Below are 18185 nucleotides of genomic sequence, written 5' to 3'. Positions count from 1 at the left end.
GGTCGCCCGCGCGGCTGGCGAGATTCGCGGTACCTGCGCCGCTGCGCCGTAGGCGTGCCTACCGCGCAGCGGCGCTACTACCGCGCGGCCGCGCGCGTGTCGGGTGCGGCAGCCGGCGACGCTCCCGACCGCGGGGGCGACGGATGCGCCGGGCCGGGCCGCAGCATCCGTCACCGCGTACCATTCGACGGTGTTGAGGCGCTTTTCAGGGTGTTGACCCGTCCACCCTGAATCGGTTCAACACCGTCGAATGGTACGCAGGGCCCGGGCTTGAAGCACCGGGCGCCGGGGCCCGCGGGCACCCCGCCATTTGTCACGGTGTTCTGCGCTTGAACCCCTGATCCGCAGCGGCAAAACTCGAAATATGGGTGGTTGCCGCGAGGGTAATCCCTGGTTAGCGAGGAATGTGCCGTGAAAACGCCTGCAGAGTCAAGCTTCACCGAGTTCGGCGCCAGCATCACCCCGACCCGGGCCGACGCCAAGGCCACCACGAGCGGCAAGAAGGCAGGCAAGACCTACAAGCCCGGAACCGACACCGTTCTCGCCGAGACCCTCGTGGGCATGGGCCGCTTTCTGCGGCGCGGCAAGGCATCCGCCGACCTGCGATCGGTCTTTCTCGAGGGCGGCCGCGACGCCGACTCCTTCTACCGTGACCGCTGGACCCACGACAAAGAGGTGCGCAGCACCCACGGCGTGAACTGCACCGGCAGCTGCTCGTGGAAGGTGTACGTCAAAGACGGCATCATCACCTGGGAGACCCAGCAGACCGACTACCCCTCCGTCGGCCCCGACTCTCCCGAATACGAGCCCCGCGGCTGCCCGCGTGGCGCGGCGTTCAGCTGGTACACCTACTCGCCGACCCGGGTGCGCTACCCCTACGTGCGCGGCGTGCTGCTGAACCTGTTCCGCGAAGCCAAGGCCCGCCTCGGCGACCCCGTGCTGGCCTGGGCCGAGATCACCGGCAACCCCGAAACCGCCAAGCAGTACAAGAGCGCCCGCGGCCAGGGCGGCCTGGTGCGCGCGACGTGGGACGAAGCATCCGAAATCGTCGCCGCCGCCCACGTGCACACCATCAAGAAGTACGGCCCCGACCGGGTCGTGGGCTTCAGCCCGATTCCGGCGATGTCGATCGTGTCGCAGGGCGTGGGCAACCGCTTCATCTCGCTGCTCGGCGGCACCATGCTCTCGTTCTACGACTGGTACGCCGACCTGCCCGTCGCGAGCCCGCAGGTCTTCGGCGACCAGACCGACGTGCCCGAATCCGCCGACTGGTGGAACGCCAGCTACCTCATCATGTGGGGCAGCAACGTTCCCGTCACCCGCACCCCCGACGCGCACTTCATGGTCGAGGCCCGCTACCGCGGCCAGAAGGTCATCACCGTCTCGCCCGACTACGCCGACAACTCCAAGTTCGCCGACGAGTGGCTCGCCGTGCACCCCGGCACCGACGGCGCCCTCGCCCTCGCCATGGGCCACGTCGTGCTCAAGGAATTCCTCGTCGACCGCCGCACCCCGCGCTTCGTCGAGTACATGAAGAAATTCTCCGATAGCGCCTATCTCATCTCACTCACGAAGCGCGGCGACGCCTTCGTGCCCGGCAAATTCGTGACAGCGGATGCCCTGCCCGGCACCCCCTCGACCGTCGCGAGCGCCGCCTTCAAGCCGGTACTGCTCGACCAGAACGGCGCCGCGGTCGTGCCCAACGGCTCCATCGGCCACCGCTTCAGCGAGAGCGACGTCGGTAAGTGGAACCTCGACCTCGAGGGCGTCGACCCCCTGCTGTCGATCATGGATGCACCCGACTGGGACGCGGCATCCGTCGCCGAGATAGACCTGCCGCGCTTCGACGTGTCCCCGACGACCGACGACGAGGGCGAACAGCACGCCGGCGGCGCCGGAGTCATTCGCCGCGGCGTGCCGGTGCGCCAGATCGGCGGAGCGCTCGTCACGACCGTCTTCGATCTGCTGCTCGCGCAGTACGGCGTGGGCCGCGACTGCCTTCCCGGCGTGTGGCCCACCGGCTACGACGACGCGTCGAGCCCCGGCACCCCCGCCTGGCAGGAAGAGATCACGAGCGTGCCGATGCAGGCCGCCGAACGCATCGGCCGGGAATTCGCGCAGAACGCCGAAGACTCCGAGGGTCGCTCGATGATTCTGATGGGCGCCGGCACCAACCACTGGTTCCACTCCGACACCATCTACCGCGCCTTCCTCGCCCTCACCACGATGACCGGCTGCCAGGGCGTCAACGGCGGCGGATGGGCCCACTACGTCGGCCAGGAGAAGGTGCGTCCGCTCACCGGTTACGGCCAGTACGCCTTCGGCCTGGACTGGGTGCGCCCGCCGCGCCAGATGATCGGCACCGGTTTCTTCTACCTCGCCACCGACCAGTGGCGCTACGACGGCCTGTCCGCCGACACCCTCGCGAGCCCGCTCGGCACCGGCATCTTCAAGGGCCGCACCACCGCGGACACCCTGGTCGAATCGGCCAAGCGCGGCTGGATGCCCAGCTACCCGACCTTCAACCGCAACTCGCTCGACCTCGTCGACGACGCCGCCGCGGCGGGCGTCGAACCGGCCCAGTACGTGGTCGACTCCCTGCAGGACGGCAGCCTCGCGTACTCCTGCGAAGACCCCGACGCCCCCGAGAACTTTCCGCGGGTGCTCGTCGTCTGGCGCGCCAACGTGCTCGGCTCCTCGGGCAAGGGCAACGAGTACTTCATGAAGCACCTGCTCGGTGCCAAGTCCGCCGTGCGTGCCCCCGAGTCGCCCGAGGACCGCCGCCCGCAGACCATGAAGTGGCACGAATCCGCTCCCGAGGGCAAGCTCGACCTGCTCGTGACGAGCGACTTCCGCATGACGAGCACGACCGTCTACAGCGACGTCGTGCTGCCGCCGGCCACCTGGTACGAGAAGAACGACCTGTCGACGACGGATATGCATCCGTTCATTCACTCGTTCAACCCCGCGATCGCGCCGCCGTGGCAGGCCAAGACCGACTTCGACATCTTCCACGTGCTCGCCGCGAAGATCAGCGAGATGAGCGAGACCCACCTCGGGGTGCGCAACGACCTCGTCGCCGCGCCGCTCAGCCACGACACCCCCGACGCCATGAGCACCCCGCACGGCACCGTGCGAGACATCGACACGCTGATCCCCGGCATCACGATGCCCAAGCTCATCGTCGTCAAGCGCGACTACCCGGCCTTCGCCGCGCAGCTCGGCGCGCTCGGCCCGCTCACCGGCAAGCTCGGCATGGTCACGAAGGGCGTCAAGTTCAACCCCGACGTGGAGGTCGAGTACCTCGGCCGTAAGAACGGGCTGATGGAATCCGGCCCGGCCGCAGGCCGCCCCAAGCTAACCACCGCGATCCACGCCTGCGAGATGGTGCTCGCCCTGTCGGGCACCACCAACGGGCGCCTCGGCACCCAGGGTTTCCAGCAGCTCGAGGAGCGCACCGGCACGCAGCTCTCGCACCTGGCCAGCGACAACGCCGGTCGCCGTTTCACCTACGCGGATGTCCAGGGTGCGCCGGTCCCGGTGCTCACGAGCCCGGAATGGTCGGGTTCGGAGCACGGCGGCCGCCGCTACAGCGCCTTCACCATCAACGTCGAACACCTGAAGCCCTGGCACACCCTCACCGGCCGCCAGCACTTCTACCTCGACCACGACTGGATGATCGAGCTCGGCGAGCAGCTGCCCATCTTCCGCCCGCCGCTCGACATGCACCGGCTCTTTCAGGACGTCGTGCTCGGGTCGACGGATGCCACCGGGGACCCGGCCGTGAAGGGTCGCGCCGAGGTCGCGGTGCGCTACCTCACGCCGCACTCGAAGTGGTCAATCCACTCCGAATACCAGGACAACCTGATGATGCTCTCGCTTTCTCGCGGTGGCCCGACCATCTGGATGAGCCCGCAGGACGCCGAGAAGATCGGCGTGATCGACAACGAGTGGATCGAGTCCTACAACCGAAACGGCGTCGTCGTCGCCCGCGCGATCGTGTCGCACCGGATGCCGGAGGGCACGGTGTACATGTACCACGCGAAGGACCGCACGATCAACGTTCCGGTCGCGGAGACCTCGGGGCTGCGCGGCGGCACCAACAACTCGCTCACCCGCATCCTCTTGAAACCCTCTCACCTGATCGGCGGCTACGCCCAGCTGTCGTTCGCCTTCAACTACCTCGGACCGACCGGGAACCAACGCGACGAGGTCACCACCATCCGTCGTCGCAGCCAGAAAGTGGAATACTAATGCGCGTCATGGCCCAGATGTCGATGATCATGAATCTCGACAAGTGCATCGGCTGTCACACCTGCTCCGTGACCTGCAAGCAGGTCTGGACCAACCGAGAAGGCGTGGAATACGCCTGGTTCAACAACGTGGAGACGCGGCCCGGCCTCGGCTACCCGCGCCAGTACGAAGACCAGGAACGCTGGAAGGGCGGCTGGGTGCGCAACAAGCGCGGCCGCCTGAAGCTCAAGGGCGGCGGACGCCTCAACAAGCTCGCCCACATCTTCAACAACCCTGACCTGCCCGGCATCGACGACTACTACGAGCCGTGGACCTACGACTACGACATGCTGACGACCGCACCGGCCGGCACGCAGAGCCCCGTCGCCCGCCCGAAGTCCCTGCTGACCGGCAAGAACATGGACATCAAGTGGTCGGGCAACTGGGACGACGACCTCGGCGGCTCCCAGGAGACCGCCGCGCAGGACCCGATTCTCGCGACGATGAGCGAGAAGGTGAAGATGGAGTTCGAAGAGACCTTCATGTTCTACCTGCCCCGCATCTGCGAGCACTGCCTGAACCCCGCCTGCGTCAGTGCCTGCCCCTCGGGCGCGATGTACAAGCGTGAGGAAGACGGCATCGTGCTCGTCGATGAAGACGGATGCCGCGGCTGGCGCATGTGCGTGTCCGCCTGCCCGTACAAGAAGGTCTACTTCAACCACAAGACCGGCAAGGCCGAGAAGTGCACGCTCTGCTACCCGCTGATCGAGCAGGGCAAGCCCACCATCTGCTCCGAAACCTGCGTCGGTCGCCTGCGCTACCTCGGCCTGATGCTCTACGACGCCGACGCGGTGCTCGACGCGGCCTCGGTCGAGAACGACCAGGACCTGCTCGAAGCGCAGCGCTCCTGCTTCCTCGACCCCTTCGACCCCGAGGTCATCGCGGCCGCAAAGGCCGAGGGCATGGCCGATGACTGGATCGAAGCCGCGCAGAAGAGCCCTATTCGCAAGCTCATCACCGAGTACAAGGTCGCGCTGCCGCTGCACCCCGAATACCGCACCATGCCCATGGTCTGGTACATCCCGCCGCTCTCGCCCGTCGTCGACGTGGTCAGCAACTCCGGCGCCGATGGCGAAGACACCCGCACCCTGTTCGCCGCGATCGACAAGCTGCGCATCCCGGTGGAGTACCTCGCCGGACTGTTCTCGGCCGGCGACGTGAAGCCCGTCGAGTCCTCCTTGCGCAAGCTCGCCGCGATGCGCTCCTTCATGCGCGACATCAACCTCGGACGTGAAGAGAACGCGAGCATCCCGGAGTCGGTCGGCATGACCGCCACCGAGATGAAGGCCATGTACCGCCTGCTCGCCATCGCGAAGTACGAGGACCGCTACGTCATCCCGAAGGCGCACGTCGAGACCGCACGCGAGCTCGACGAGCTCGGCTGCTCGCTCGACAACGAGGGCGGCCCCGGTATGGGCGGCCCCACCTCGCACGCCGGCCCGCACAATGGCGGCCGCGACCAGGGCCCGGCTGGCCCCTACGGCAACACGCCCGGCATGCCGCTCAACTCGACGGTCGACAACTACAACGAGATGGTCGGGGATTCCCCGATCATCAAGACCCGGCCGGCGACCCCGGGGCGCATCAACCTGCTGAACTGGAACGGGTCGGGCGGCGCGCCGGAAGGCATGTTTCCCCCCAAGCTCGGCGGCGCTGGTTCGGTGAGTCCCGCATGAGGTTTCCCAACATTCTGCAGACCCCGCTGAAGCTGGCCCGCACGGTGTCGGCGATCAACCTCACGAGCGATCACGCCGTGATCGCGCACATGGCGGCATCCATTTTGCTGGACTACCCGTCTCCGGAACGCCGCGCGCGTTTCGACGTGGTGCGGGCATCCGTCGCCGTGCTGCCCGACCCGCTGCTTCGGGCGTTCGGCGCGTTTTTTGAGGCAGCGGATGCGATGACCGGGCAACAGCTGGAGGCGCACTTCACCGCGACCTTCGACCTGAAGCGCAAGTGCTGCCCGTACCTCTCTTATTACGCGGCCGGCGACACCCGCCGGCGCGGCATGGCGCTCGTGCGCTTCGTCGAGGCATACCGGGCGGCCGGCTGGGAGGTCGCGGCGGACGAACTGCCCGACTACCTGCCGATGGTGCTCGAGTTCTCGGCACTGTCGGACTCGCCGATCGCCCGCGAGCTGCTCGCCGCGCACCGCGACGGCATCGAGGTGCTGCGCAGCGCCCTCGAAACCGTGCACAGCCCGTACGCGCACCTCGTCGAGGCCGTGTCGCTGTCGCTGCCGGCGATCGACGACGAGACCCGTCGCCGTTACCTCGATCTGGTCAATGAGGGCCCGCCGACCGAACTGGTCGGGGTGTCGTTTCTCGGCAATTTGAAGCCGTTCACCGCGTCACCCACTAAGGATGTCTTCGTATGAATGCCTGGGATTTTCTGCTCTGGGTCGCGTTCCCCTACGCGGCGGCGGCGGTGTTCGTCGTCGGTCACCTGCTGCGCTACCGCTATGACCAGTTCGGCTGGACCTCGCGGTCGAGCCAGACCTACGAGAACCGGCTGCTGCGCTGGGGTTCGCCCATGTTCCACTACGGCATGCTCATGGTCATCGGCGGGCACGTCGTGGGGCTGTTCATTCCGAAGCCGTGGCTCGAGTTCTTCGGCGTGACCGAGCACATCTACCACCTTGGCGCGACCTGGCTCGGAACCTTCGCGGCGGTGCTGACCGTCGCCGGCCTCGGCATTCTGATCTACCGGCGCCGCCTGAACGGGCGCGTGCTGCTCGTCACGACGGTGATGGACAAGGTCATGTACGTGCTGCTCGGCGGAACGATTCTGTTCGGTACGACCGCGACGGTTTTGTACCAGATCTTCGGCGGCGGCTACGACTACCGCGGCTCGATCTCGCCGTGGATCCGTTCGCTCTATGGCTTCCAGCCCGACCCGTCGCTCATGAGCGACGTGCCGTTCTTCTTCCAGCTGCACGTCTTGTGCGCGACGACGCTGTTCCTGCTGTGGCCCTTCACCCGGCTCGTGCACGTGTTCTCGGCGCCGCTCGGCTACCTCGTGCGCCCCTACGTCGTGTACCGCTCGCGCTCGCACCACACCGGCAACAGCGCCCGCAAGGTGCCGCGTGGCTGGGAGCGCAGCCAGCGCCCGGTCGCCCGCCGCGACCGCGACCGCATCCGCCGCTAACCGCCTTGGGGCCCTGGAGCTCTGGAGCCCTGTGTCCCCGTACCATTCGACGGAGTTTGACCGTTTTCGAGCCGGTATTTGGGCCGAAAACGTGGTTTTCGGGCCTGAAGTCCGTCGAATGGTACGGGCGTGCTCGGAAGGATTGCAGTGCCGTGTCAGCGTGTGACGGCCCGGCCAGACCGGCCCCCACGGCCGACGTAGGCTTGAACGTGTGAGTACAAACACGAGCTCCACATCGAGCACCCCCACCCGTCGCCTGCCGAAATTCGTCACCTCGTTCGGGGTGCAGATCATCGCCGCCCTGATCATCGGGCTCTGCCTGGGCCTGATTGCCAAATACACCGGCAGCACAGCGGATGCCCCCACCGGCCTCGGCGCGACGCTGCAGGTTCTCGGGTCGAGCTACGTGGCCCTGTTGCAGACGGCCGTCGTGCCGCTCATCTTCACTGCCGTCGTCAGCTCGATCGCGAACCTGCGGCAGGTCTCCAACGCGGCCAAGCTCGCCTGGCACACCCTGCTGTGGTTCGCCATCACCGCCCTGATCGCCGTGTCGATCGGCATCGGCCTCGGTGTGTTGCTGCAGCCCGGCGCCGGCACCGGCCTCGTGGCTGACTCCTCGTACGAGGGCCGCACCGGCAGCTGGTGGGGGTTCCTCGCCGGACTGTTCCCGAAGAACTTCCTCGGCCTCGGCGCGAACACCTCCGTCACCGAGGGCGTCGCGAGCACCTCCGTCAGCATCAACGTGCTGCAGATCCTGGTGATTGCCATCGCGATCGGTATTGCCGCGCTGAAGGTCGGCAAGGCGGCGGACCCGTTTTTGAACCTGAACGCATCCGCTCTGGCCGTGATCCAGAAGGTGCTGTGGTGGATCATCCGCATCGCGCCGCTCGGCACGATCGGCCTGATCGGCAACGCCGCGGCCGTCTACGGCTGGGACACCATCGGTTCGCTCGGCAAGTTCTCGGTCGCGATCTACATCGGCCTCGTGCTCGTTCTGTTCGTGGTGTACCCGGTGCTGATCCGCTCGCACGGGCTGTCGGTGCGGCAGTACTTCTCGGGCGTCTGGCCGGCCGTGCAGCTCGGCTTCGTGTCGCGCTCGTCGATCGGCACCCTGCCGCTCACCCAGCGGGTCACCGAGCGCAGCCTCGGAGTGCCGCGCGCCTACGCGTCGTTCGCCGTGCCGCTCGGTGCGACCACCAAAATGGATGGCTGCGCCGCCATTTATCCCGCCGTCGCGGCGATTTTCGTGGCCCAGTTCTTCGGCATCTCCCTCGACGTCGGGCAGTATTTTTTGATCGTGCTGGTCTCGGTGCTGGGCTCGGCCGCGACCGCCGGCACCACCGGTGCCGTCGTGATGCTGACGCTGACGCTCTCGACGCTCGGCCTGCCGCTCGAGGGCGTGGGCCTGCTGCTCGCCGTCGACCCGCTGCTCGACATGGGACGCACCGCCGTGAACGTGGCCGGCCAGGCGCTCGTGCCGACGATCGTCGCCAAGCGCCAGGGCATCCTCGACCACGGCCTGTACAACGCGCCGCGCGGGCGCATGTCGCTCTCCGACGTTGAGGCTCCCGCGGCTGTAGAGGTCGCCGAGCCCGCCCGGGTGTAGTTTTCGGCAGCGGATGCCGCGGCATCCGCTGCCGAATCGGCCGGTGCGTGGCGAAAGCAGGAGGCGGCGTGCCTACGGGCGCGTTTCGTGCTGCGTAGGCCGACACGGGCGCAGAACGTCCTGTTTTCGCCACCCGGTGGGGTGTCGGTTTCGGTCAGGACGGCGTGACGGTGACGCCGCAGCGCCAGCACACGGCGGGCAACTCGGCCTCGACGAGCGCTCCGCAGTCGGGGCAGACCCGCTCGAGCCAGCAGACCGGATCGCCGCCGATCGGCTCGTTTGGTCTAGGCGGAGTGGTGTTTTCGAGTGCGGACATGTGGTGACCCCCTCGACCCAGTATCCACCCGGGGTATCCCGGTGCGTGCGGCCCCGGTGTTCCGCGGCAAGGGGCGTTTTCTGGCGTCTCGTCAACGAGACGCCAGAAATAGCCCCTTCACCAGTGGGTTCCCTCGGTGAGAAGCCAAAAATGGCCCCTTGAAGTCGATTCAAGGGGCCATTTTTGGCGTCTCGTTCGGCAGCTGTGGCGCCCAAGGGGCGTTTTCTGGCTTCTCGCTGACGAGACGCCAACAATGGCCCCTTGGGCTTGGTCAGCGGCCGCCGGGCGCGTCGGGGCCCCACCACTCGACGGTTCGACCCGACAAACACGGGTTTCGGCACCTGGGCCCGGTCGAATCCGGGTGCACCCTCCGTCGTGTTTCGACGGGCTCAGCAACCGGGTGGCGGGCTCAGCAACCGGGCGGCGGGCTCAACAACCGGCACGCAGGCGCGGCGGGGGCGGGCGCGCAACAGCCCCCGTGTGGAGGCACGGGGGCTGAAGGGGTGGGGCGAACCGAGGGTTAGCTCGGGTTCGGGGCGCCCGGACGGGCGTAGTAGAACCACGCCAGCCCGGTGCAGAACACGCAGAAGGCCGAGCAGCCGATGAAGAAGGCGGTCGGACTCATGGCGGTGAGGGCCATGCCGACGATGAACGGGCCGAAGGCGGCGATCGCGGCGGTCCAGCCGATGGCGCCGCCGGCCTGGCGCTTGGGGAAGATCATCGGCATCTGCTTGAAGGTTCCGGCGTTGGCCAGTCCGGAGAAGAAGAAGATGATGATCATGCCGGTGAGGAACCCGTTGAACTCCTCGACCGATTCGGGGGTGAGGAAGAACACCGTGACCATGGTGCCGACGGCCATGCCCGCTCCGCCGATGAAGGTGAAGATGGCACCACCGAAGCGGTCGCAGAGCGGGCCGGACGCCGCACGCACGAGCGCGCCGACGACGGGGCCGATGAAGGCGAAGGCGAGTGGGTTGGGCGCGTCGGGAAAGTCGCCGTAGACGTTGAGGATGATCAGGCCCATCTGCGCGGCCAGGCCGCTGAAGGCGCCGAAGCTCATGAGGTAGATGGCGGTCATGATCCAGGTGTGCTTGACCTGGAAGATGTCGAGCTGCTGGCGGAAATTGGCCTTGATCGGCACTCGCTTCAGAAACAGCAGGGCGAGCACGACGGCCAGGATCACCCAGGGGATGAGCACGAGGCCGCCGTTGTGCAGCCAGACCAGCTCACCGTTCGAGTCGCTCTCGGGGGTGAGGGCTGCGGTGCCGAGCAGGCCGAAACCGACGACCCACGGGGTGAGCAGCTGAATCAGGCCGATGCCGAAGTTTCCGAGCCCCGCCTGCAGACCGAGGGCGGTGCCGGCGAGACGCTTGGGAAAGAAGTAGCTGGTCGAGGCCATGAAACCCGAGAAGCTGCCGCCGCCGATACCCGCCGCGAAGGAGAGTGCGAGCAGCACCCAGTAGGGGGTCGAGGTGTCGCGGGCGACGAGCGTCCAGCCGATCATCGGCAGCAAGAGCAGCGCGCTCGAGAGGGCGACGAGCACGCGGGTGCCGAGAATCGGCGGCAGGAACATGAACACGAGCCGCAGCAGTCCGGCGGCGAGGCCTGGCAGGGCGACGAGCCAGTACAGCTGGCTGGTGCTGAGGTCGAACCCGATGTCGTTGAGCCGGGGCGCGATCGCGCTGACCAGGTACCAGGCAGCGAAGCCAAGCGTCATGCTGAAGGTGGTGATCCACAGCGTGCGCCAGGCGAGCTTCTTATCCCAGGTTTCGTCGTTTTCCGGGTCCCAGTTCGAGAGGTCCGGCTTCAGTGTGGAGCCAACAACGGGTGTGGTGACGGTAGACATGTTCTTCCTCAACGTCGCGATCGGGCACCGGGCCCGCTTGTTTCTCAGCCTCCCCCAGCGTGGTCCGGGCATCAACGCGCAAACACCGTGACAAATGAAGACGGGACCTTCGGCGAGATGAGCGCGGGGGCGTGGGGCGGCATCCGTCGCCGAAGTGGATGCTCGCTCCCGGTTCGGCGCGGGGGCTTACGCTGGAAGGGTGAAAACACAGCCCAAACTCGGAGCCTCCCTGCACGCCGTCGTCATCACCGTCTCGGACCGCTCGGCCCGCGGAGAACGCGAGGACCAGTCCGGACCGGCGGCCGTCGACGCCCTCGCCGACGCCGGCATTCCCTGCGGCCCGGCCCGCGTCGTGCCCGACGGCGTCGAGAGCGTGTCGGGGGCGATCGCGGCCGCGCTCGGCGACGGATCCCGCCTCATCATCACGACCGGCGGCACCGGCGTCGCCCCGCGCGACCTGACCCCGGAGGGCACCCGGCCGCTGCTGCGCACGCTGCTGCCCGGCATCAGCGAGCGGATGCGCCAGGTCAACGCCGCGACGATCCCGACGGCCGTGCTGAGTCGCGGCATCGCCGGCATCGCCGATTCGGTCGGCAACCGCGGCGCACTCGTCGTGAACCTGCCCGGCTCGGTCGGCGGCGTGCTCGACGGCGTGACGCTGCTCGCCCCGCTCGTGCGCCACGTGATCGACCAGCTCGACGGCGGCGACCACTGATGCCCGCTCGTCTGCCCGAGGGTTTCGCCGTGGTGACGGATGCCCCCCTCGACCTCGCCGAGCACGTCGCCGCGGTCTCCTCCCGCGCCGACGGCGCCGTCGTGACGTTCATCGGCCAGGTGCGCGACCACGACCCCGACGCCGCCGATCGGGTCACCGGACTCGACTACAGCGCACATCCCGACGCTCAGCGCATCATCGGTGAGATCGCCGACCGGGTCAGGGCGGAGCATCCGTTGGTGAAACTCACGGTCAGCCACCGAATCGGCCACCTCGAGGTGGGCGACCTCGCCTTGGTCGCCGCGGTCGCGAGCGCCCACCGCGGTGACGCCTTCGCCGCCTGCGAGGCGCTCGTCGAGGCGGTCAAGGCCGAGGTACCGATCTGGAAGAAGCAGTACGAGCTCGGCGGCACGCACACCTGGGTCGGCCTGTAGCGCGCGCTTTTCGTAGCGCTACGTACCATTCGACGGAGTTTGGGCCCTAAACCGGCGTTTTCGCGCCGAAAACGCGCCCCAGCGGGCTGAACACCGTCGAATGGTACGGGGCCGGGCGGGGCCGGGCGGCGGGCTGGGCTGGTCAGCCGCCGGCGAAGGGCGGCAGCACGTCGACGGTGGCGGCCTCGGGGAGGCGGGCCGCGTCATCCGTCGCCCGCGTTCCGTTGACCAGCAGGGCGCAGAGGCCGAGCACCCGCGCGAACTCGGGGCCGAAGCGCTCGACGAGGTCGTGGCGCAGCGCGCCGACCGTCGCGGTCTCGAGGGTGAGGGATTCGGTGCCGGCGGCCTCCGCGGCGCCGGCGAAGAAGCGGATGCTGACCATCACAGCGCTGCCCGTCACAGCTTCGGCGGGGCCCAGCCGAGGGCCAGTTCGCTCGCGAGCGCCGCGGCGTGTTCGATGTCGGCCGGCGTGCCGCCGTTCTGCGCGGCCGCGAGGCCGACCAGGAACGTGCTGAGCGGAGCCGCCGGTCGCGCCACATTGTGGGCGACGTCACGGGCGACGTCGAGCAACAGCCCGACCGGGATGTCGTCGGGGTCGAGGCCGAGCTTGGTCGCGAGGGCGAAAAGCCACGCGTCGAGGGCTTCGGGCGGCAGGGGATCGGCGGTGCTCATGGGGTCTCCTTGAGGTCGGACGGCGGGGTGCGTGGTTCGGCGCCGCTCTGCAGAAGTGGGGTGGCGCGCAGAAGTTCGGTGGCGCGGAGAAGTTCGGTGGTCTGTGAAACATCCTGCCACGTGTCCACGTCGCGGCTGACGCCCGACGGGTCGGGCAGCCCGCGCAACTGGAGCCCTCCCAGCAGGGCGCGCATACTGGCGCCGCGCACCTCGGCGCCGAGCCGGGCGACGGATGCCGCGAGCCCCCGCCCCCGATAGATTGCCACGAGCCACTGCGCGTGCCCGGTCTCATCGACGAGGTGGATGCCGTCGACCGCGCTCGGGAGGTTCGGGTCGGTGGCGGCCGCGATCAGGAGGGGGGCGGCATCCGTCGCCCAGGGGAGGTCGCAGGCGAGCAGGAGGATCCAGTCGGCGGGGTGCGGGGCGGTTGGGGCGAAGAGAGCGGCGATGCCGGCCGCGATGCCGGCGGCTGGTCCGCCGAAGGGCGGGTCTTCGAGCGTCCAGATGAGGGGAGTGGTGTCGGGTCTGGTGGCGGGCGGGCGGGCTGCCTCGGGGCCGACGACGATTGTCTGCCGGGCGAGGGGGCGGGCGTCGAGCACCCGGGAGAGCAGGCTGCGTCCGTCGACCTCGACCGTGGGCTTGAGGGCACCGCCGAGGCGGCTTCCGCGCCCGCCGGCGAGCACGATCAGGTCGACCGTCGGGCTCGTCGGGCTCGTGGGGCTCGTGGGGCTCGGATCCGGGGCCACGGGGCTCGTGGGGCTCGTCGGGCTCGTGGGGCCGGGATCCGGGGCCGCGGGGCCGCGCGGGGTCACGAGTGCGCCCGATATGGGTGAGCGCTACGGTAACGGCCGTAGCGGCTACCCGTTTCGGGGGCGGTCATGACCGAGCCGGGTGCGGCATCCGTCGCCGCGCACGCCGCCCGGGCGGGCTGGCAGCTCATTCGCGGCGCCATTCGCCGGACTTGCCGCCCGTCTTCACCAGCAGGCGGATGTTCTCGATCGTGACGGACTTGTCGAGTCCCTTGACCATGTCCACGACGGCGAGGGCCGCGACCGAGACGGCGGTGAAGGCTTCCATTTCGACGCCGGTGCGGTCTGCGGTGCGCACGGTCGCCGCAATGCTGACGCCGTCGTCCTGCACGATCAGGTCGACGACGGCCCCGTGCACCCCGATCACATGGGCAAGCGGCAGCAGGTCCGCGGTTTTTTTCGCGCCCTGGATGCCGGCGATGCGCGCGACGGCGAGCACGTCGCCCTTCGGCGTCGACCCGTCGCGGAGGGCGGCGATCACGCGCGGGCCGCAGCGCACGAAGCCTGCGGCGGTCGCGCTGCGCACGGTCGGCACCTTCTCGGTGACGTCGACCATGCGCGCCTGCCCGGTGGAATCGAGGTGGGTGAAGGGCTGGTCTGCTGAGGTCATTTGATCAGTCTGCCAGCACTGCAGTCTGCCAGCACTGTCAGTCGGCCAGCGTCGTGAGCAGCACCGTGACGGTGTCGCCGGCCACGACCCGGGTGACCTCCTCGGGCACGACCGCGAACGCGGTGGCCTGGCCGAGGCTCGCGACGAGGTGCGAGCCGGATCCGCCGCGGGCCGCGCGCCGGGCGAGCGTGCGGTCCCCGTCGGCCTCGATCACGACGGGCATGTACTGCGCGCGGCCCGCGGGCGAGGACCAGCCGTCGGCGACGACCGCCTGCACGGTGGGACGCTGCAGGGTGGCGAGGCCCTGCATCCGTCTGAGCGCGGGACGCACGAAGACCTCGAACGAGACGTAGGCGCTGACCGGGTTGCCGGGCAGGGCGAAAATGAGCGGGCCGGCGACGGATGCCGCGGCCCCGGCCGCCTCGGCGCCCTGCGCGGGCAGGCCGGTTGCGGCAGGCATGCCGGGCGTGCCGTTCGTGCCGGGCGTGCCGGCTTCCGCCGGTGTGCCGACCGTCGCGGGCCAGCGCCCGAATCCCTGCGGTTTGCCCGGCTGCATCTTGACCGGGCCGAAGCCGACCGTGCCGAGCGGCGCGAGCACCGCCTTGACGACGTCGTAGGCGCCGACGCTGACCCCGCCCGACAGCACGATCGCGTCGACCGTGCCGGCGAGGCTCGCGAGCAGCTCCCGCAGGGTGTCGTCGTCGTCGGGAACGGCGCCGATCCGCAGCGCAATTCCGCCGGCCTCGGCGACGGCCGCGGACAGCAGAAAGGAATTCGAGTCGGGAATCTGCCCGCGCCGAGTGGGCTCGCCGGGCACAACGAGTTCGCTGCCGGTCGAGATCACGGCGACGCGCGGCGCCGGGTGCACCAGCACGGTCGACGTGCCGGCGCTCGCCGCCGCGCCGATGCGGGTCGGCCAGAGCCGCAGCCCGGCGCGCAGCACGGTGTCGCCGGCGTGGGCGTCGTCTCCGGCCCGACGGATGTGCGCTGCCGGCTCCGGCGGCACCGTCACGACCACGGAATATCGGCCCTGATCAGTGTGTTCGATCGGAACGATGGCGTCGGCGCCGTCGGGAAGCGGCGCCCCCGTCATGATGCGCGCGACCTGCCCGGGGCCCACGTACGGGTTCTCGGCGGTGCCGGCGGCGAGGTCGGCGATCACCGGCAGGGTGATCGGCGTCGCCTCGGACGCGCCGAGCAGGTCGGCGCGGCGCACGGCATAGCCGTCCATCGCGGAGTTGTCGAACGGCGGCGTGTCCGTCGCGCTGAACACGTCTTCAGCGAGCACGAGCCCGCGGGCCTCATCGAGCGGCAGCCGAACGGGCGGCAGGGCGCTCACCTGGGCGAGCACGTGCGCGAGCTGCTCGGCGACGCTGCGAGCGGATGCGGCCGGTGCGCAGGCGTCGCCGCCCGCGGTGGGCGCGTGGTCGGAGTGCCCGGCGTGCTCGCCGGGTTCGGTGTGCCCGGTGTGCCCGTCGCGGACGGCTCGTTCAGAGGGAACGCCGGGTTCGGAGTGCTCGGCGTGACCGGAGGGCTCGGCGTGCTCGTTCGGCGTCACGATCAGGCCGGGGTTCCGGCGGCGACGGCTGCGTCGGGCGTTCCGGGGGAGCCGGGGGCGGCATCCGCTGCCCATTTGCTGCCCAGGCCGGGGGCGTCACCGGCGGCGACGGCGTCGTTCCAGGCTTCGATGCCGCCGGTGAAGACGGACACGTCGGTGAAGCCGGCGGCGCGCAGGGCGGCGGCGGCGCGGGTGGCGCGTCCGCCGGCCTGACAGTGCAGAACGAGCGCACGGTCGCGCGGCAGGGACGACTGGCCGGCGGGGGTCACGAGGTCGCCGAACGGCAGCAACCGGGCGGTCGGAATCGAGCTTTCGGCGTGCTCGCTCGGCTCGCGCACGTCGAGCACCTCGAAGTCGTCGGTGCCGAGGGCGCGGGCGTCGAGGCGGGCGAGCAGCTCGGCCGTCGAAACCTCGGGCGAGTCGGCCGCGGTCTCGGCGGCAGCGTCGGCGGCAGCGGATGCGGCCACCTCGGCCGGTGTCGGCGCTGCGGCGATTCCGGTTCCGGCCAGCGGAATCTCGCTGAATCGGCCCGACAGTGCGTCAATGACGAGCACGCGGCCGATCATCGGGGTGCCGATTCCGGTGATGAGTTTGATGGTTTCGGTCGCCATCAGCGAGCCGATTTGGCCGCAGAGAGCGCCGAGCACGCCGGCCTCGGCGCAGTTGGGTACCTCGCCTTCGGCCGGCGGGGTCGGGAACAGGTCCCGCAGATGCACGCCGGTCAGGCCCGAGTCGGCAGGCGGGGTCGCCCAGAACACGGAGAGCTGGGCATCGAAACGCAGCACGGATGCCCACACCAGCGGCAGCCCAAGCGCCGCGCAGGTGTCGTTCACCAGGAACCGGGTCGGAAAGTTGTCGGTGCCGTCGATGACCACATCGTAGCCGCCGATGATCTCGGCGGCGTTCGCGGCGACGAGCCGTTCGGGGTGACGCACGACGACGGCCTCGGGGGCGATCGCGAGTACCTTTTCGGCGGCGCTGTCTACCTTGGGGCGGCCGACATCCGCTTGACCGTGCACGATCTGACGCTGCAGGTTGCTGGGCTCCACGTCGTCGGCATCGACGATGCCGATCGTGCCCACTCCGGCGGCGGCCAGGTAGAGCAGGGCGGGGGATCCGAGGCCGCCGGCGCCCAGCACCAGCACGCGGGCGTTGGCAAGGCGGCGCTGACCGAGCTCATTGAGCTGCGGCAGGCGGCGTTGGCGGGCGGTACGCACGGATTCGGCGGGACTGAGCCGCGCAACCGGCTCGACGAGGGGAGAAATGGCCATGCCTTAAGGCTAGCCTTTCCCGGCTGTGGCTCCACCCCGCGCCGGTGGCCCGTGTTTCTGCTGTTCCTGCCTGCGCCCTGCGGCCTGCGCCCTGCGGCCTGCTGCTCCTGCCTGCGGCTCCTGCCTGTGGTGCTGTGTGGCGAATTCAGGAAAAGTGCGGCCGGCGGCATCCGTCGTCGCGGACCAGTGCGGCGGCGGCTGCGTTCGCCGGGTGGTTTGCCTGAATTAGCCACCGGGGCGGTGAGGAACCGCGGGCGAGACCAACCGTGTAAACCGCAGATGCGGTGGTAATCTGCGATTCATGACGCAATATCGGATCAGTGAAGCGGCCGAGCTGCTCGGCGTGAGCGACGACACCGTGCGCCGCTGGGTCGACGCCGGAAAAGTGGATGCCGCGGCCGATTCCGCCGGACGTCTCGCCATCGACGGCGCCCAACTCGCCGCCCTCGCCAAGGAGCAGGCCAGCGTGCCGGCCGATCCGTCGAGTGTCGGCCGCAGCGCCCGCAACCGTTTCGTCGGCATCGTCACCGCGATCACCATGGACACCGTGATGGCGCAGGTCGAACTGCAGTGCGGTCCGCACCGCGTCGTCTCCCTGATGTCGAGCGAGGCCGTGCGCGAACTCGGCCTCGAGGTCGGGTCGCTGAGCGTCGCCGTCATCAAGGCCACCAACGTGATCGTCGAGACCCCGGGGCGCAGCGCATGATGCCGCGCCCGAGCAGTGGCCGAGGCCGAGGAGTGGCGACCGCCCCCGATCCGGGTAGCCGCTACGGCCATTACCGTAGCGCGCACCCTGTTTCGACAGGCTCAACAACCGGGGCGCGCTCATCGGCGCAGGCCGGCGCAGGCCGTCGCGGCATCGCGGCGGCAGCGCTCGCGGCCGCGTTCGCCCTCGCGCTCGGCGGCTG

The 18185-nt window shown here is 69.3% G+C and carries 16 protein-coding genes; 8 read left to right on the top strand and 8 right to left on the bottom strand.

Annotated elements, in window-relative coordinates; translation table 11 throughout:
- Positions 1-561: 561 nt before the first annotated feature.
- The 5 genes from E3T55_RS09675 to E3T55_RS09655 all read left to right on the top strand — a co-directional run bounded on the left by E3T55_RS09675 (position 562) and on the right by E3T55_RS09655 (position 9046).
- Entirely contained in the window at positions 562-4254 is a 3693-nt protein-coding gene (locus tag E3T55_RS09675; RefSeq protein ID WP_134519366.1) for a nitrate reductase subunit alpha, read from the top strand.
- On the top strand, positions 4254-5969 hold the full coding sequence (gene narH / locus E3T55_RS09670; RefSeq protein WP_134519362.1) for a nitrate reductase subunit beta: 1716 nt from the start codon (positions 4254-4256) through the stop codon (positions 5967-5969). Before E3T55_RS09675 ends, narH begins: the two co-directional genes overlap by 1 nt.
- Entirely contained in the window at positions 5966-6670 is a 705-nt protein-coding gene (gene narJ, locus E3T55_RS09665; protein ID WP_198418549.1) for a nitrate reductase molybdenum cofactor assembly chaperone, read from the top strand. The genes narH and narJ overlap by 4 nt, the downstream gene beginning before the upstream one ends.
- The gene (gene narI, locus E3T55_RS09660) at positions 6667-7440 is read left to right on the top strand and encodes a respiratory nitrate reductase subunit gamma (RefSeq protein ID WP_134519361.1); all 774 of its coding nucleotides are present in this window, start codon (positions 6667-6669) and stop codon (positions 7438-7440) included. Before narJ ends, narI begins: the two co-directional genes overlap by 4 nt.
- Before the next feature lie 211 nt (positions 7441-7651).
- Positions 7652-9046 (top strand): dicarboxylate/amino acid:cation symporter, encoded by a 1395-nt coding sequence (locus E3T55_RS09655; protein ID WP_134519360.1) that lies wholly within the window; start codon positions 7652-7654, stop codon positions 9044-9046.
- Between the two features lie 154 nt (positions 9047-9200).
- Here the strand turns inward: E3T55_RS09655 and E3T55_RS20250 are convergent, their stop codons facing one another.
- Positions 9201-9362 (bottom strand): hypothetical protein, encoded by a 162-nt coding sequence (locus tag E3T55_RS20250; protein ID WP_166791732.1) that lies wholly within the window; start codon positions 9360-9362, stop codon positions 9201-9203.
- Between the two features lie 520 nt (positions 9363-9882).
- Positions 9883-11208, bottom strand: a complete 1326-nt coding sequence (locus tag E3T55_RS09650; RefSeq protein ID WP_134519359.1) for an MFS transporter — start codon at positions 11206-11208, stop codon at positions 9883-9885.
- A 199-nt stretch (positions 11209-11407) separates the two neighbouring features.
- Between E3T55_RS09650 and E3T55_RS09645 the strand changes: the two genes are divergently transcribed.
- Positions 11408-11923: a MogA/MoaB family molybdenum cofactor biosynthesis protein gene (locus E3T55_RS09645; RefSeq protein ID WP_134519358.1), complete on the top strand. Its 516-nt coding sequence runs from the start codon at positions 11408-11410 to the stop codon at positions 11921-11923.
- Positions 11923-12357 carry a molybdenum cofactor biosynthesis protein MoaE gene (locus E3T55_RS09640; protein ID WP_134519357.1) on the top strand — a complete coding sequence of 145 codons (435 nt, stop codon included), beginning with the start codon at positions 11923-11925 and terminating at the stop codon, positions 12355-12357. The genes E3T55_RS09645 and E3T55_RS09640 overlap by 1 nt, the downstream gene beginning before the upstream one ends.
- A gap of 142 nt (positions 12358-12499) precedes the next feature.
- On the opposite strand, the gene E3T55_RS09635 is transcribed toward E3T55_RS09640, so the two are convergent.
- The 6 genes from E3T55_RS09635 to E3T55_RS09610 all read right to left on the bottom strand — a co-directional run bounded on the left by E3T55_RS09635 (position 12500) and on the right by E3T55_RS09610 (position 17277).
- On the bottom strand, positions 12500-12757 hold the full coding sequence (locus E3T55_RS09635; protein ID WP_241992991.1) for a MoaD/ThiS family protein: 258 nt from the start codon (positions 12755-12757) through the stop codon (positions 12500-12502).
- The gene (locus tag E3T55_RS09630; protein ID WP_134519356.1) at positions 12754-13029 is read right to left on the bottom strand and encodes a DUF6457 domain-containing protein; all 276 of its coding nucleotides are present in this window, start codon (positions 13027-13029) and stop codon (positions 12754-12756) included. Before E3T55_RS09630 ends, E3T55_RS09635 begins: the two co-directional genes overlap by 4 nt.
- A complete protein-coding gene (gene mobA, locus E3T55_RS09625) occupies positions 13026-13841 on the bottom strand; it encodes a molybdenum cofactor guanylyltransferase (RefSeq protein WP_198418548.1) in 816 nt (271 codons plus the stop codon). Before mobA ends, E3T55_RS09630 begins: the two co-directional genes overlap by 4 nt.
- 124 nt (positions 13842-13965) lie before the next feature.
- A complete protein-coding gene (gene moaC / locus E3T55_RS09620) occupies positions 13966-14448 on the bottom strand; it encodes a cyclic pyranopterin monophosphate synthase MoaC (RefSeq protein WP_134519355.1) in 483 nt (160 codons plus the stop codon).
- Positions 14449-14485: 37 nt separating this feature from the next.
- On the bottom strand, positions 14486-16006 hold the full coding sequence (locus E3T55_RS09615) for a molybdopterin molybdotransferase MoeA (protein ID WP_241992990.1): 1521 nt from the start codon (positions 16004-16006) through the stop codon (positions 14486-14488).
- Positions 16007-16008: 2 nt separating this feature from the next.
- Positions 16009-17277: a ThiF family adenylyltransferase gene (locus E3T55_RS09610; RefSeq protein ID WP_134519353.1), complete on the bottom strand. Its 1269-nt coding sequence runs from the start codon at positions 17275-17277 to the stop codon at positions 16009-16011.
- Between the two features lie 301 nt (positions 17278-17578).
- On the opposite strand from E3T55_RS09610, the gene E3T55_RS09605 reads away from it, so the two are divergent.
- A complete protein-coding gene (locus E3T55_RS09605; protein WP_134519352.1) occupies positions 17579-17983 on the top strand; it encodes a TOBE domain-containing protein in 405 nt (134 codons plus the stop codon).
- The last annotated feature ends 202 nt before the right edge of the window (positions 17984-18185 follow it).

The sequence above is a fragment of the Cryobacterium frigoriphilum genome, from assembly GCF_004403305.1.
Taxonomy (GTDB): Bacteria; Actinomycetota; Actinomycetes; order Actinomycetales; family Microbacteriaceae; genus Cryobacterium; species Cryobacterium frigoriphilum.
The sequence above is the reverse complement of the archived record's forward strand: the minus strand, read 5'-3'. Positions and strand labels throughout refer to the sequence as shown.